This is a genomic window from Actinomadura sp. 3N508, from assembly GCF_044326375.1.
Classification (GTDB): Bacteria; Actinomycetota; Actinomycetes; order Streptosporangiales; family Streptosporangiaceae; genus Spirillospora.
The window spans coordinates 399,103-412,800 of the sequence record NZ_JBIRAX010000006.1 but is presented as its reverse complement, the minus strand read 5'-3'; the positions used below and the strand labels follow the sequence as shown (position 1 = coordinate 412,800).

16 protein-coding genes are annotated in these 13,698 nt (G+C 73.6%); 10 read left to right on the top strand and 6 right to left on the bottom strand.

Translation table 11 applies throughout. The annotated features are described in order from the left end of the window. The first annotated feature begins 36 nt into the window (after positions 1 to 36). From ACH34S_RS23710 to ACH34S_RS23665, 10 genes are all read left to right on the top strand, one after another. The gene (locus ACH34S_RS23710) at positions 37 to 1,410 is read left to right on the top strand and encodes a phosphatidylserine/phosphatidylglycerophosphate/cardiolipin synthase family protein (RefSeq protein WP_395954951.1); all 1,374 of its coding nucleotides are present in this window, start codon (positions 37 to 39) and stop codon (positions 1,408 to 1,410) included. Between the two features lie 205 nt (positions 1,411 to 1,615). Beyond that, complete coding sequence (locus ACH34S_RS23705) at positions 1,616 to 2,119, top strand: GNAT family N-acetyltransferase (protein ID WP_395954950.1); 504 nt, start codon at positions 1,616 to 1,618, stop codon at positions 2,117 to 2,119. 88 nt (positions 2,120 to 2,207) lie between these two features. Beyond that, on the top strand, positions 2,208 to 2,705 hold the full coding sequence (locus ACH34S_RS23700; RefSeq protein ID WP_395954949.1) for a hypothetical protein: 498 nt from the start codon (positions 2,208 to 2,210) through the stop codon (positions 2,703 to 2,705). A gap of 60 nt (positions 2,706 to 2,765) precedes the next feature. Beyond that, a complete protein-coding gene (locus tag ACH34S_RS23695) occupies positions 2,766 to 3,353 on the top strand; it encodes a TIGR03086 family metal-binding protein (protein ID WP_395954948.1) in 588 nt (195 codons plus the stop codon). 158 nt (positions 3,354 to 3,511) lie between these two features. After that, positions 3,512 to 4,657: an MFS transporter gene (locus ACH34S_RS23690; protein ID WP_395955088.1), complete on the top strand. Its 1,146-nt coding sequence runs from the start codon at positions 3,512 to 3,514 to the stop codon at positions 4,655 to 4,657. Positions 4,658 to 4,665: 8 nt separating this feature from the next. Beyond that, positions 4,666 to 6,030 carry a cytochrome ubiquinol oxidase subunit I gene (locus ACH34S_RS23685; RefSeq protein WP_395954947.1) on the top strand — a complete coding sequence of 455 codons (1,365 nt, stop codon included), beginning with the start codon at positions 4,666 to 4,668 and terminating at the stop codon, positions 6,028 to 6,030. A gap of 56 nt (positions 6,031 to 6,086) precedes the next feature. Continuing rightward, positions 6,087 to 6,830, top strand: coding sequence for a cytochrome d ubiquinol oxidase subunit II (locus ACH34S_RS23680; RefSeq protein WP_395954946.1), 744 nt, complete (start codon positions 6,087 to 6,089; stop codon positions 6,828 to 6,830). Between the two features lie 31 nt (positions 6,831 to 6,861). After that, positions 6,862 to 8,478 carry a thiol reductant ABC exporter subunit CydD gene (gene cydD / locus ACH34S_RS23675; RefSeq protein WP_395954945.1) on the top strand — a complete coding sequence of 539 codons (1,617 nt, stop codon included), beginning with the start codon at positions 6,862 to 6,864 and terminating at the stop codon, positions 8,476 to 8,478. After that, positions 8,475 to 10,268 (top strand): thiol reductant ABC exporter subunit CydC, encoded by a 1,794-nt coding sequence (gene cydC / locus ACH34S_RS23670; RefSeq protein WP_395954944.1) that lies wholly within the window; start codon positions 8,475 to 8,477, stop codon positions 10,266 to 10,268. The genes cydD and cydC overlap by 4 nt, the downstream gene beginning before the upstream one ends. 101 nt (positions 10,269 to 10,369) lie before the next feature. Beyond that, positions 10,370 to 11,266 (top strand): class I SAM-dependent methyltransferase, encoded by an 897-nt coding sequence (locus ACH34S_RS23665; RefSeq protein ID WP_395954943.1) that lies wholly within the window; start codon positions 10,370 to 10,372, stop codon positions 11,264 to 11,266. A 14-nt stretch (positions 11,267 to 11,280) separates the two neighbouring features. Here the strand turns inward: ACH34S_RS23665 and ACH34S_RS23660 are convergent, their stop codons facing one another. From ACH34S_RS23660 to ACH34S_RS23635, 6 genes are read right to left on the bottom strand one after another with little or no spacing between them, the layout of a single operon-like run. After that, on the bottom strand, positions 11,281 to 11,706 hold the full coding sequence (locus tag ACH34S_RS23660; protein ID WP_395954942.1) for a gas vesicle protein K: 426 nt from the start codon (positions 11,704 to 11,706) through the stop codon (positions 11,281 to 11,283). Further along, on the bottom strand, positions 11,703 to 11,921 hold the full coding sequence (locus ACH34S_RS23655) for a gas vesicle protein (protein WP_395954940.1): 219 nt from the start codon (positions 11,919 to 11,921) through the stop codon (positions 11,703 to 11,705). The genes ACH34S_RS23660 and ACH34S_RS23655 overlap by 4 nt, the downstream gene beginning before the upstream one ends. After that, positions 11,918 to 12,775: a GvpL/GvpF family gas vesicle protein gene (locus ACH34S_RS23650; RefSeq protein ID WP_395954939.1), complete on the bottom strand. Its 858-nt coding sequence runs from the start codon at positions 12,773 to 12,775 to the stop codon at positions 11,918 to 11,920. The genes ACH34S_RS23655 and ACH34S_RS23650 overlap by 4 nt, the downstream gene beginning before the upstream one ends. Then, entirely contained in the window at positions 12,772 to 13,113 is a 342-nt protein-coding gene (locus ACH34S_RS23645) for a gas vesicle protein (RefSeq protein WP_395955086.1), read from the bottom strand. Before ACH34S_RS23645 ends, ACH34S_RS23650 begins: the two co-directional genes overlap by 4 nt. A 52-nt stretch (positions 13,114 to 13,165) precedes the next feature. Beyond that, positions 13,166 to 13,426: a gas vesicle protein GvpO gene (gene gvpO / locus ACH34S_RS23640; RefSeq protein WP_395954938.1), complete on the bottom strand. Its 261-nt coding sequence runs from the start codon at positions 13,424 to 13,426 to the stop codon at positions 13,166 to 13,168. Positions 13,427 to 13,442: 16 nt separating this feature from the next. Continuing rightward, complete coding sequence (locus ACH34S_RS23635) at positions 13,443 to 13,694, bottom strand: gas vesicle protein GvpG (protein ID WP_395954937.1); 252 nt, start codon at positions 13,692 to 13,694, stop codon at positions 13,443 to 13,445. Between the last annotated feature and the right edge of the window lie 4 nt (positions 13,695 to 13,698).

Here is a 13,698-nt window from a genome sequence, read left to right as displayed (position 1 = left end):
CCCGCCAGGCCGCACCACCCCGCGAAAGGACACGAAATGTCCAGAAGACGCTTACGCATCGGTGCCGCGTGCGGCACTCTCCTGATCCCCGCGCTCCTCGGCCTCACCGCACCCGCGACCGCCGAATCCACACGGGCCCTCGCCGTCGAACCCGTCGCCCTCGCCAGGGTCGTGAACTACGTCGAGTTCGACGAGGGCAAGCACCAGAAGATCGCAGCCCACGCGGTCGCCCTCATCAACGCCGCCAACCCCGGCTCCACCGTCAGGATCACCCTCTACTACTTCGACCGCATGGAGGTCGCCAACGCGCTCATCGCCGCGGCGAAACGCGGCGTCAAGGTCCGCATCGTCATGGACGGCTGGAACCGGGACCGCGAGGAGTGGGCGGCCCTCGTCGCCGCCTCCAAGGCCCCCACCCCGGTGGGGGAGCGCGTCGCCCTCTCCACCTGCGGCACGAGATTGGTCGACTGGCAGGGCCGCGACGTGTCCGATCGCGGCTGCATCGCCAATCGCGAGATCGACAACCCCGACGAGTCCAGCAACGAGCCGTCCATCATGCACAACAAGTTCATGACGCTGTCGAGCGTGCAGACGACCTCCGGGCCGGTGAGCAACGTCGTCTACGTGTCCTCGGCCAACCTGGACTGGTGGAAGGGGCGGACCAACCCCGAACGGACGGCCTACGAGAACGTCGTGACCCTCGCGAGCGCCGAACTCCACAAGTTCTTCGGCACGCACTATTTCGAGGACCTGTTCAACGGCCCGAACACCATGGGGAACAACTCCTACGGCGATCCCGACCCCGACCCGGAGACCGACAACAACTTCCACAGCGCCAACCACGAGGTCTTCACCTCACCCAGGCAGGTCCACGACGGCGTCGGCGCCGCCATCGAGAGGGCGGCCAGGGGCTGTTCCACCACCAGGACCGACGACATCATCAAGGTCGCCAACTTCAGGATCTCCCGCAGCAACATCACCGGGATCCTCGCGCACGCCAAGCAGAAGGGGTGCACGGTCCAGGTGGTCACCGGCGACGTGGGCGACGACCCCAAGACGCCCGGCAACGACCACTGGCCGGCGCTCAGCCGGCTCCTCGCCGCGAACATCGACGTCAAGGTGTGCCACCCCCACATGGGGTCCTACTCCGAGATGCACGAGAAGACCCTGATGATCAACCACAGCCCCACCGCCGGGCTGTACATCGGCAGCGCCAACATGACCGACGGGGCCCTGAAGTACGCGGACGAGAGCGTCCTCCGGATCATGAAGACCTCGCCGATCTGGGCCAGGTTCGACGAGCACTTCGACGCCCTCCACGGTTACTGCCCCTCGTGGGACGGCACGCTGCCCGGCGGCGGGGGAGCGGCCGGGGCGGGGGCCCTCACGGGCACCGGCGACGCCGGCTGACCTGACATCGGCCTGACCTGACCAGGAGAAACGGGGACGATCGCGTGGTCCACCGCCGCCGATCCGCGGCGCCGGGCCACGCGATCACCGACCGCCTCAACTCCGTACACCATACAGAATTTGGCTTCTGTCCGGTTTCGATGACGGGCCGGGCGCGGCCCGTCCAGGCCGCCCAAGGGCGCGCGACCAGGGGATAATCGGCCAGGTGGACGATCTTCTCGGGGCTCCGCGGCTCGTGCGGCCGACGACGGCGGTGCGCGAGTCGTTCCTGGCCGGGGAGTGGTCGGACTGCCTGGCGAGCGGGACGCCGACGGACTGGCTCGACCCGGCCTACGCCGATTTCGGCGCGTTCGTCGCCGAGCGCCGCGGCGTGCAGATCCGCTGGGGCGTGCCGTGCAGCACGTTCTGGTACGTGTCGGGCGAGGATTATCTCGGCACGCTGATCGTCCGGCATCGGCTGACGGCCGAGCTGGCCGAGGTCGGCGGGCACATCGGCTACCACGTCGTCCCGGCGTGGCGGCGGCGCGGGCACGCCACGCGGATGCTCGCGGCGGGTCTGGCCGAATGCCGCCGGCTGGGCCTGGAGCGCGTGCTGCTGACGTGCGCCGCCGGCAACGAGCCGTCCCGCCGGGTGATCGTCGCCAACGGCGGCGTCCACGACGGCCGCGCCCGCGGCGAGGACCGTTACTGGATCACGCTCGACGCCTGAATTCGCCGGGTTCGGCCACTTCCGCCGCCCTCTCGATCGTTGGTCGATAATGTACATTATGTTAAGTCATGCTCTGGAGAGGGGTCCGGTGGCCGGTACCGCCCCCATGGGGCGCGCGGTGATCGCGGACGCGCACCTGTCCACGTGCACCCACGACGAGGACACGGACGAACTGCTGTTCGGCGCCGACTACGACGCGGCCGAGGCCTTCCATTCGCGCCTGTGGGAACCGGCGGGCTGGACCGGCGGGCTGGCCCGCCTTCACCATCCCGCTCGCGACGACGGGCATTTCATGGGCCCGGCGCTGTCCTGGCCGGAGCTGACCGCCGCGGACGGCTCGCTGCCCGGTGGCAGCACGTCCGATCCCGACGCGCGTCTGCTGCTGCTCCTCCCCTGCCTCGGTGACGAGGCCGTCGCCGCCGCCATTCTCGGCGGTTGCCAGGGCCAGTGCGGTCCGGTGGAATGGACGGCCGTCACTGAAGGTGTCCGCGTGAATACGGGTGGTTATTCGTTCAGGGATCCCGCGAACGGTTTCGCGTTGCCGCAGGCGTGGCTGGCCCGTGTGGCGGGCGCTCTCGGGACGTGAGGGCCGATCGTCGTTAGAGTGCGGGACGTTCGCAGTCGGCGACAATCCGAGCCGGGCGGTGTGGCGGTCGTGATTCCTGAGCGTTTCGTTCGTGCGTTGGACGGTTTCGAGGCGGTGCTGGTCGCGGTGCCGCCGGGCCGGTGGCTGTCGCCGTCGCCGTGCGAGGGCTGGTGCGCGGTCGATGTGGCGGGGCATGTGACGGCGGGGCTGCTGGTGGTGGAGTTGCGGGCGGCGGGGGCGCCGCTCCCCCAGGACGATCCAGACTGGCGGGAGGTGGCCGGTGCGGATCCGGTGGCGAGCTGGCGTGCGGTGCGTGCGCGGATGACGGCGGGTCTGGGTCCGGAGGCGCTGGCGCGGCGGATCACGCTGGGGTTCGGGGATGTGGTCACGCTGAGTGAGTGGCTGGAGGGTTCGCTGTCGGAGTTGCTCGTGCATACGTGGGATCTGGCGCAGGCGACCGGGCAGGAGGTCGTGTTCGACGCGGATCTGGTGGGGGCCGCGCTGGAGACGGCGAGGCGTCTGGCGCCGCGGGGGCGTGCGGCGGGGTTCGTGGGTCCGGAGGTGGCGCTTCCGGAGGGGGCGGGTGATCAGGAGCGGCTGCTGGCGTTGTTCGGCCGTACTCCCCTGGCCGGTCCGCCGCGCGGCTGATCCTCGCCGCTCCCCCGGGCGGTCGTCCGCGGCGCTGTTCCGGGGCCGCGCCGTTCTCCCCCGGGTTTCTCGGGTGCGAGCGGGCGGGTGGTGCGGTTAGGGTGCGTGGTATGACCTGGCGACATTGATCTTCACCTGAGGCGGGGCTCGCGCGGAGGCTGTACGCCTACGCGTTCCTCGAGGATTTCGTTCTTCTGTACCCGGTGTACGCGTTGCTGTTCGCGGAGACCGGGTTGTCTCCTGCTGCGATCTCGTCGCTGTTCGTGATCTGGTCGGTCACGACGTTCACGCTCGAGGTGCCGTCCGGTGTGTGGGCGGATGTGTTCTCGCGTCGGACGTTGCTGGTGATCGCTCCCCTGCTGGCGGGTACCGGTTTCGGTCTGTGGTCGCTGTTCCCGTCGTATCCGGTGTTCGCGCTGGGTTTCGTGCTGTGGGGTGTGGGGTCGGCGCTGCGTTCGGGGACGATGCAGGCGCTGGTGTACGAGGAGCTGGATCGGGTCGGCGCTACGGGGGCGTATGCGCGGCTGATGGGGCGGTCGGAGGCGGTGTCACTGCTGGCGGTGGTGGCCGCGTCGGCGGTGGCCGGTCCGGTGCTGGCGGCGGGCGGGTACCGGTTGCTGGGTGTGGCGAGCGTGCTGGCGTGTGTGGCGTGCGCGGCGGCGGGGTGGCTGCTGCCGGAGTCGCGGAGCGGCGGTGGAGCCGAGGACGGTGAGGACGAGCCGTCGCTGGGTTCGGTGGTGCGTGCCGGGTGGGCGCAGGTGCGCGGCGCGCCGGCGGTGCGGTGGGCGCTGCTGCTGATGGTGGTGGTGGAGGGGGTGACGTCGCTGGACGAGTACGTCCCGCTGCTGGCGCAGTCGACGGGTGTGGCGGCGGCGTCGGTGCCGTTGCTGGTGCTGGTGGTGACGTCGGGTGACGCGGTGGGCGGCTGGCTGGCGGGGCGTGGGGTGCGGTGGCTGGCGCCGCTGCTGGGTGCGGGTGCGGTGTTGCTGGCGGTGGGGGCGCTGAGCGGGAGTCCGGGTGGGATGGTGCTGGTGGGGGCGGCGTTCGGGGTGTTCCGGTGGGCGATCGCGGCGGCGGACGCGCGGTTGCAGGCGCGGATCGGTGATGGGGCGCGGGCGACGGTGACGTCGGTGGCGGGGTTCGGTTCGGAGGTGGTGGCGCTGCTGGTGTATGCGGGGTATGCGCTGGGGTCGCGGTGGGCGGGTGCGGGGGTGCTGGTGGCGGTGGCGGCGGTGCCGTATGTGGTGGTGTCGGTCGTACTGGGGTTGGCGGGCCGGCGTGGCCGCGTACATCGGGAGATGTAGGCGGCGGGGTGGGGCTGCGCGAAACGTGCAGGCGGGTTGAACGCTCGCGCCCGATTCGCCGGTGGGGTGTGGGGGCCGAGGATCGTGGGGTCGTTTCCGGATCGATTCTTGGGGTGTCGTTCATGGGTGGGGATCCGTTGATGCTGGCGCGGGTGCAGTTCGCGTTGACGGCCGGTACGCATTTCTTGTTCGTGGCGTTGACGTTGGGGCTGGCGACGCTGGTGGCGTTGACGCAGACGCGTGCGGTGGTGTCGGGCAGTGCGGTGCATGAGCGGATGGTGCGGTTCTGGGGGCAGTTGTATGTGGTGAATTATGCGGTGGGGATCGTGACGGGGCTGGTGATGGAGTTCCAGCTCGGGTTGAACTGGGCGGGGATGTCGCGGGTGACGGGGGGCGTGTTCGGGGCGCCGCTGGCGTTGGAGACGATCGTGGCGTTCTTCGTGGAGTCGACGTTTCTTGGGTTGTGGATTTTCGGGTGGGATCGGCTGAACCGGTGGGCGCATCTGGGGTTGATCTGGGTGGTGACGCTGACGGCGTATCTGTCGGCGTATTTCGTGCTGGTGGCGAATGGGTGGCTGCAGCGTCCGGTGGGGTTCGAGATGGTGGACGGGACGGCGCGGCTGACGGACGCGGGGGCGTTGCTGACGAATCCGGCGGCGGTGCTGGCGTTCGTGCATGTGCTGTTCGGGGGGTTGCTGACGGCGGGGTTCTTCATGGCGGGGGTGAGCGGTTATCACCTGCTGCGGCGGACGGCGGAGGTGGAGTTCTTCCGGCGGTCGATGCGGATCGGGTTGCTGACGGTGATGCTGTCGGTGATGCCGGTGGTGGTGTTCGGCGGGATGCAGTTCACCTACATCCAGCCGACGAAGGGCGGGGGTGATGACGCGGCGGCGCGGGTCGCGGCGTTCACGGCGCGGTTCGGGCCGGACGACTACATGCCGCCGGCGCTGGCGGGTGTGGGTGAGGCGCTGATGGTGACGATGTGGCTGCTGATGCTGATCGTCGCGGGGGTGGCGCTGGTGAAGTTCCCGTTCGGGCGGTGGCTGGTGCGGGGGCGGGTGTTCCACGTGCTGATGATCGTGGCGGTGCCGTTGCCGTATGTGGCGATGGTGTCGGGGTGGCTGTTTCGTGAGGTGGGGCGGCAGCCGTGGATGGTGTACGGGGTGTTGAAGACGCGGGACGCGGTGTCGCCGGGGGTGGGCGCGGGGACGATGACGGCGTCGTTCGTGGCGTTCACGTCGTTGTTCGCGGTTCTGTTCGTGGTGAACGCGTGGTTGCTGGTGCGGTTCGCGCGGCGGGGTCCGGAGGGGTCGGGGCTGGGGGCCTCTCCCCCGGTGGAGCCGGCGGCCCCGGTGATGTCTCCGACCTTCTGAGTCCCGGCGTCGAGATCTGACGTTCTGTACCCCGATTTTTCGATTGGAGTTTGGTGATGGATGCTCTCGCGGTGGTGTTGCTGGCGGTGTTCTCCGGCGGGTATCTGGTGCTGGCCGGTGCGGACATCGGGGTGGGGATGCTGTTGCCGTGGCTGGGTCGTGATCAGCGGGAGCGGCGGCTGGTGATCGCGTCGTTCGCGCCGTTCTTTCTGGGGAACGAGGTGTGGCTGGTGGCGGCGGCGGGGCTGGTCGCGGGGGCGTTCCCGGGGTTGGAGCACGAGCTGCTGGAGGAGCTGTATCCGGTGTTCGCGGTGCTGTTGTTCGCGTGGGTGGTGCGGGACATGGGGCTGTGGCTGCGGGGGCGGGTGGACGCGTCGGTGTGGCGGGGCGGGTGCGATGCGTTGATCGTGGCGGGGAGCTGGGGGCTGGCGCTGGCGTGGGGGTCGGTGCTGGGGTCGCTGCTGGCCGGTGGCGGGCTGGGTGTGGGGAGCGTGCTGGGGTTGCCGCTGGCGGTGCTGTTCGCGTGGCATGGGGCGGGGTTCGCGCGGTGGCGGCTGCCGGTGGATCTGGCGGCGCGGGCGGTGCGGGTGCCGTCGCGGTACGGGTTGTCGGCGCTGGTGATGGCGTCGGCGCCGGTGGTGGCGGGTGTGGAGGTGTCGTGGTCGGAGGTGGTCGCGGAGGGTGCGGGGTTGACGATGACGGCGGTGACGACGGTGGTGGTGCTGCCGTTGCTGCTGGGTGCGCAGGCGCTGGTGTGGTGGACGTTCCGTGGGCGGGTCGAGTCGCCCTCGTACCTGTAGGCCGGCGAAGGGTTGTGGTGAGGGGGTTGTGGTGAAGGGTGTCGAGCGGCGTCTGCTGCGGCGTCTGCCCCGGCGGGTGCCGGTGGTGCTGGGGGTTCTGGCGGCGGTGCAGGGTGTGCTGCTGGTCGTGCAGGCGGAGCTGCTGGTGCGGGCGGTCGCGGGGCTGGATTGGCGTCCGTTGCCGTGGCTGGCGGGGGCGGTGGCCGTGCGGGCGGTGGTGGCGTGGGTGGTGACGGCGGTGGCGGGCGGCGGGGCGGCGCGGGTGAAGCGGGGGCTGCGGGAGGCGCTGCTGGCGCGTCCGGCGGGTGATGCGGGGGCGCGGGTGACGCTGCTGACGCGGGGGCTGGACGCGGTGGATCCGTTCTTCACCGGGTATGTGCCGCAGCTGCTGGCGGCGTGCGTGGTGCCGGTGGTGGTGCTGGCGCGGCTGGTGTCGGTGGACTGGGCGTCGGCGGTGGTGGTGCTGGTGACGGTGCCGCTGGTTCCGGTGTTCGGGGCGTTGGTGGGGTTGCGGACGGCGGCGCTGACGGGCCGGCAGTGGGCGTTGCTGCACCGGCTGGGCGGGCATTTCCGGGACGTGCTGGCGGGCCTGTCGACGCTGCGGGCGTTCGGGCGGACCGAGCATCAGTCGGGTGTGGTGCGGGAGCTGGCGGACGGGCATCGGCGGGCGAGTGTGGGGGCGCTGCGGGTGGCGTTCCTGTCGTCGCTGGTGCTGGAGCTGGTGTGTGCGCTGTCGGTGGCGCTGGTGGCGGTTCCGGTGGGGTTGCGGCTGCTGGAGGGGCGGATGGCGTTGTCGGCGGGTCTGCTGGTGCTGGTGCTGACGCCGGAGGTGTATCTGCCGTTGCGGGCTTTGGGGCAGCGGTTCCATGCGAGTGCGGAGGGTGTGGCGGCGGCGGAGGCGGCGTTCGCGGCGCTGGAGGCCCCGGCGGCGCGGTGGGAGGGCGGTCGGGTGGTGCCGGGGCGGGGTGCGCCGGAGATCGTGCTGGAGGAGGTGACGGTGCGGTACCCGGGGGCGGAGGGGGCGGCGCTGGATGGGGTGTCGTTGCGGGTGGGGCCGGGTGAGCGGGTGGCGGTGGCGGGCCCGTCGGGGGCGGGCAAGTCGACGCTGCTGCTGGTGCTGGCCGGTCTGGTCGTCCCTTCTTCGGGGCGGGTGCTGGTCGATGGTGTGGATCTGGCGGAGCTGGACCCGGTGGCGTGGCGGGCGCGGCTGGGGTGGGTGCCGCAGCGTCCGCACCTGTTCGCGGCGTCGGTCGCCGACAACATCCGCCTCGGCGACCCGGACGCGTCCGAGGCGCGGGTGAGGGAGGCGGCGCGGGCGGCGGCCGCGGCGGGGTTCGTCGAGGATCTGCCGGAGGGGTACGCGACGGTGCTGGGTGAGGGCGGTGCGGGGTTGTCGGCGGGTCAGCGGCAGCGGCTGGCGGTGGCGCGGGCGTGGCTGTCGGGCGGTCCGGTGGTGCTGTGGGACGAGCCGACCGCGCGGCTGGACCTGCGCAGCGAGCGGATGCTGGTGGAGGCGGCGGTGCGGCTGCTGGAGGGGCGGACGGCGGTGCTGGTGGCGCATCGTCCGGCGCTGCTGGAGGTGGCGGACCGGGTGGTGCGCCTGGAGGGCGGCCGGGTCGCCGGCGCGGTGCACGAGGAGGCGGCATGACCGCGAGCGAGATGACCATGAGTGAGATGGCCGTGAGTGAGATGACCTCGATGGATGGGGGTCGTGGGCGGGCGCGGCCGGGCGGGGTGTGGGGTGCGGTGCGGCCGCATGCGGTGCGGCTGGTGGCCGCCGGGCTGGCGGGTGCGGCGGCGGAGCTGTGCGGGCTGGGGCTGATCGCGGCGGCGGCGTGGCTGATCGCGCGGGCGTCGCAGCAGCCGGAGCTGGCGGCGCTGTCGGTGGCGATCGCGGCGGTGCGGGGGTTCGCGCTGGCGAAGGGGTCGCTGCGGTATGTGGAGCGGCTGGCGGGGCATGACGCGGCGCTGCGGGCGCTGGCGGAGCTGCGGGGCCGGGTGTTCGACGCGCTGGCGGCGGCGCGGACCGGCGAGCGGCTGTCGGGGCGGCGCGGCGGGCGGGACGGTGATGCGCTGACGCGGATGGTGTCCGACGTCGACGCCGTCCAGGATCTGCTGCTGCGGTGCGTGCTGCCCGCGGTGGCGGCGGTGGCGTGCGGGGTCGCGGGCGTGGTGGTGTGCGGGGCGGTGTGGGCGCCCGCGGCGGTGGTGCTGGGCGCGGGCCTGCTGGTGGCGGGCGTGGTGGTCCCCGCGGGCGCGGCGGTGGCGGGGGGCCGGGCGGCGGCGCGGGTGGCGGCCGGGCGTGAGGCGCTGGCGGTGCGGTCGCTGGACGTCCTGGAGGGGGCGGCGGACCTGGCGGTGTTCGGCGCGTCCGGCCGGTTCACGGCGCGGGCCGCCGGCGCGGCGGGGCGGCTGGCGCGCGCGGAACGCTCGGGCGCGCGGGTCGGCGCGGCGGTGGCGGCGGCCGGTTTCGCCGTGCAGGGCGCGGCGGTCGCGGCGGTCCTGTGGACCGGGCTGGCCGCGGGGGTCGACGAGGTCGGTGCGGCGGTGCTGGCGTTGACGGCGCTGGTGGCGGTGGAGTCGGTGCTGCCGCTGGCGGGGGCCGCGCAGCGGCTGCGGGAGGTGCTGCCGTCGCTGCGGCGGGTCGGGGCGGTGCTGTCGGCTCCCCCGGCGCCGGTGCCGGCGCGTCCGGTGCGGGTGCCGCGCGGGCCGCTGGAGGTGGAGCTGCTGGGGGTCCGGGTGCGCTACGGGTCGTCGGTCGCGCTGGACGGGGTGGATCTGCGGGTCGAGCGGGGCCGCCGGGTCGCGGTGGTCGGCGCGTCCGGGGCGGGCAAGAGCACGCTGCTGGTGGCGGTGGCCGGGGAGGTCGCGGCCGGGTCGGGCGCGGTGACGGTCGGCGGGCACGAGGTGGGCCGCTACGCGCCCGCCGTGGTGCGGGCGGCGGTGCGGGGCCTGACGCAGGACGCGCACGTGTTCGCCGGGACGGTCCGCGCGAACCTGCTGCTGGCCCGTCCGGACGCCGGTGAGGAGCGGTTGCGGGCGGCGGCGGAGCGGGCCCGGTTCCTGGAGGTGGTGGAGGCGCTGCCGGACGGGTGGGACACGGTGGTCGGCGCGGGCGGGCGGGGCCTGTCGGGCGGGCAGCGGCAGCGGCTGCTGCTGGCGCGGGCGCTGCTGGCCGACCCGCCGGTGCTGGTGCTGGACGAGCCCGCCGAGGCGCTGGACCCGGCGATGGCGGACGCGGTCACCCGTGACCTGCTGTCGCGGCCAGGCGGCGGGACGCTGCTGCTGGTCACGCACCGGCTCGCGGCGCTGGAGGCGGCCGACGAGGTGATCGTCCTGGATCGGGGCCGGGTGGTGCAGCGCGGCCGGCACGCCGATCTGCTGGCGGCGCCGGGCGCGTACCGGGATCTGTGGGACGCCGAGACCCTCACCACCTGACTACCCGGCGATTGGACCTGTTGATCTCGCCGTGATTGGACCTGTTCATGGAGCCATTGCCGGGGGCAGCCTGGGCGTTCATGGAAACGGCGAGGGCTTCGATGACGACCCCCGGGCACGGCCCCGGGAACGACGCGGTGAACGGCAGCGCGAACGACGGCCCGGACGGCCGTCCGGACGGCCGTCCGGACGGTTACGTGCACGGCTATTCGGGGCGGGAGGCGCGGCGGCTCGGTGACCAGGCGGACGCGCTGGCCGATCTGCTGCACGAGGGCACGTCCTACCCGGCCGGGAGCCGGGTGCTGGAGGTCGGCTGCGGTGTCGGGGCGCAGACGGTGCATCTGCTGGCCCGCTCCCCCGGCGTGCGGCTGACCGCGGTGGAGCTGTCCCCCGCGTCGCTGGACCAGGCCCGCGCGCGGGTGGCGGCGGAGCGTCCGGGCGCGCGGGTGGAGTGGCGGTGCGGGGACCTGCACGACCTGCCGTTCCCCGACGACGCGTTCGATCACCTGTTCGTGTGCTTCGTGCTGGAGCACCTCCCCGACCCGCGGGCCGCGCTGGCGGCGCTGCGGCGGGTGCTGCGGCCCGGCGGGACCCTCACGGTGATCGAGGGCGATCACGGGTCGGCGTTCTTCCATCCCGACAGCGCGCCCGCCCGCGCCGCGATCGGGCACCTGGTCGCGCTGCAGGCGGCCGCGGGCGGGGACGCGCTGATCGGGCGGCGGGTGGCGCCGCTGCTGACGGCCGCCGGGTACGCGGAGGCCGAGGTGGGGCCGCGGACGGTGTACGCCGACGGGAGCCGCCCGGATCTGGCGCGGGCGTTCACCCTGGACACCTTCACCGCGATGGTCGAGGCGGTCCGGGGCGACGCCCTCGCCGCCGGGCTGGCCACGCCCGCCGGGTGGGACCGGGGCATCGAGGGCCTGCGCCGCGCCGCCGCTCCGGACGGCACGTTCCACTACACGTTCTTCAAGGGCACGGCGGTCAACCCGCCCACGTGAACGGCGGCCGGGGGTCAGTCGTCGGGGAGCAGGGGGCCGAGGGGGCCCAGGTCCAGGTTGAGGTCGTGGTCGTCCAGGCCGAAGTGGTCCTTGAGGCGGGTCATCGCCTCGTCGAGGCGCAGCAGCGCCAGCCCGAGCGCCTCGACCTGCTCGGCGGACAGGTCGCCGCCGTCGGCGCGGCGCAGCGCCTGCCGTTCCATCAGCTGCCGGATCAGCTCCACCAGGGTCAGTACCAGCTTCACCAGGTCCCGCTCCACCGTCTCGGGGTCGGAGCGCAGCCGCGCCATCGTCCGCGACGACCGTTCCCGCGGGCTCTCCCGTGGCTCCTCCTGCGGGGCGGGCGCGGTGGTGAAGGGGTAGGCGTCGGGGGCGTCGTGCACCTTCACCTCGCCGGTCACCGGCTCCCGGGCGGGGTGGCCGCGCGGGTCGGGGCGGGTCATGGGTGCTCCTCGCGTCCGGGGGCGTCGGGGAGCAGTTCGTCGCGGACGGTGGTGATCAGCGCCCGCAGCGACACCTGCACCAGGTCGATGCCCGAGATCGAGATCACCAGGTCCCCGGTGATGACGACGCCGCCGGCCAGCAGCCGGTCCAGCAGGTCGACCAGCGCGACGCGCTCCATCGGGACGTCGCGGCCCTGGTCCAGGACGGCGCTCATCCGCTCTCCGGGATGAACGAGTACGGCGGCCACGGGCCGGTGACCTCCACCTCGACGCCCGGCAGCCGGTCCGCGGCGGCCGCGGCCTCGGCGCGGAAGGCCTCGACCTTCTCCTCCTCCAGCAGGTAGGCGGCGTTGAGGAGCTGCGTGCCGGGCCGTCCCGACAGGCGCGGGTCCTGCGGCGGGTGGTGCCGGGACGCGACGGCGTGGCCGGCGAGCGCCGCGTGGATCTCGCGGGCGTGGCCGGCGGAGCGGCGGGCGGCGTCCTCGCGGCGGCGGCGCTCGCGCTGCCGGGCCTGCAGGTAAGCCGTCCCCGCGCCGGGGCCCGGCTCGGCGGCGGGGGTGGGGCCGGTGAGGGGCTCGGCGCTCGGCGCGAGCCCCCCACCGGGTTCTGGGACGTGCGTTGCCGGCTCTTCCGGCGCGGCGGGGCCCGGTGCGGGGGCGGCGTAGGCTTTCACGCCCCATTCCGAGCGGCCCGCGACGCCGTCGAGCACGTCGCGGAACCGGGCGCTCTGCGCCGCGAGCACTTCGGCGACGCGCGCGTCGTCGCGGTAGATCGTCGCGATCGCGACCGGCGCGGTCGGTGCGACGTGCGCGGCGCGGTCCACCACCGCGTGGTGGGCGCGGGCGGTGGCCTCCAGCCACGCCAGGTCCTCCAGGTTGGCGCGCAGCGCCGTCTCCCCGTACTCCTCCAGCCGGACGGTGCTGACCAGCGCGGTCAGGGGGCCTTCGACGACGCCGCGGACGGGTGCGCCCGCGACCCCGGCGGCGCCGCGCAGCGCGGCCGGGTCCAGTCCGCGCGCCACCCCGTACAGGTAGACGGCGGTGCCGCCGGCGGCGGGTGCGGTCGTCATGCTCTCGGCTCCTTCCGGTCGGCGGTGTCGGCGGCGGCCTCCAGGGCGGCGAGGCGGTCGCGGAGCCGCCGGTTCTCCTCCGCCAGTTCCCGGTCGCGGGCGGTGCCGCCGGCCTCCGCGGCGGGGCGGGCCTTGGACGACAGCGACGGGTCGTGCTCCCACCAGTCGATGCCCATCTCCTTCGCGCGGTCCACCGACGCCACCAGCAGCCGCAGCTTGATCGTCAGCAGTTCGATGTCCAGCAGGTTCACCCGGACGTCCCCGACGATCACGATGCCCTTGTCGAGGATGCGCTCCAGCAGGTCGGCCAGGCTCGCCGACTGCCGCTCGCCCGGCATCGACCGTGCCGGGGACCGGGATCCGGTCCAGGAGATCTCACTCAACGCTCGTTCAGCCCCTCTCCACCCGGCCGCGGGGGTAGCGGCGGGCGCGGTGGTAGGCGACCAGTTCCCCGTCCGCGTCGACCTCGGTGTCGTAGACCGCGAGGATGTCGGCGGAGTCGGGGATGCGGCGGGTCTCCACGACCTCCACCGTGACGCGCCAGCCGTCCTCGCCGGCGCGCTCCATCCCCACCACGCACTCGGCGCAGCGGCCGGTCATCGCGGTGACGTGCTCGACCGCCCGTTTGGCGGCCTCGGACGCGGACAACATCTCCGGGCCTCCCTGGCTACCCGCCCGCCCGCTCGCGGCGGGCGCGGCCCTCGTTGAGCCGGCGGATCAGGTCCTCCTCGCGGGCCGCGGCCTCCTCCTGGGTGATCTGCCCGGCCGCGGCGGCGTCGGCGACCTCCTCCATCTCCGCGGCGATCCGCGCCGGGTCGTACAGCCGCGCCTCGGCCTGCTCGGTGAGGACCTCCGCCAGCTTCGTCACGCCGCGCACGGGCGCCAGCGGCAGGGTCAGCAGGCCGGTGAACAGTCCCATCGGC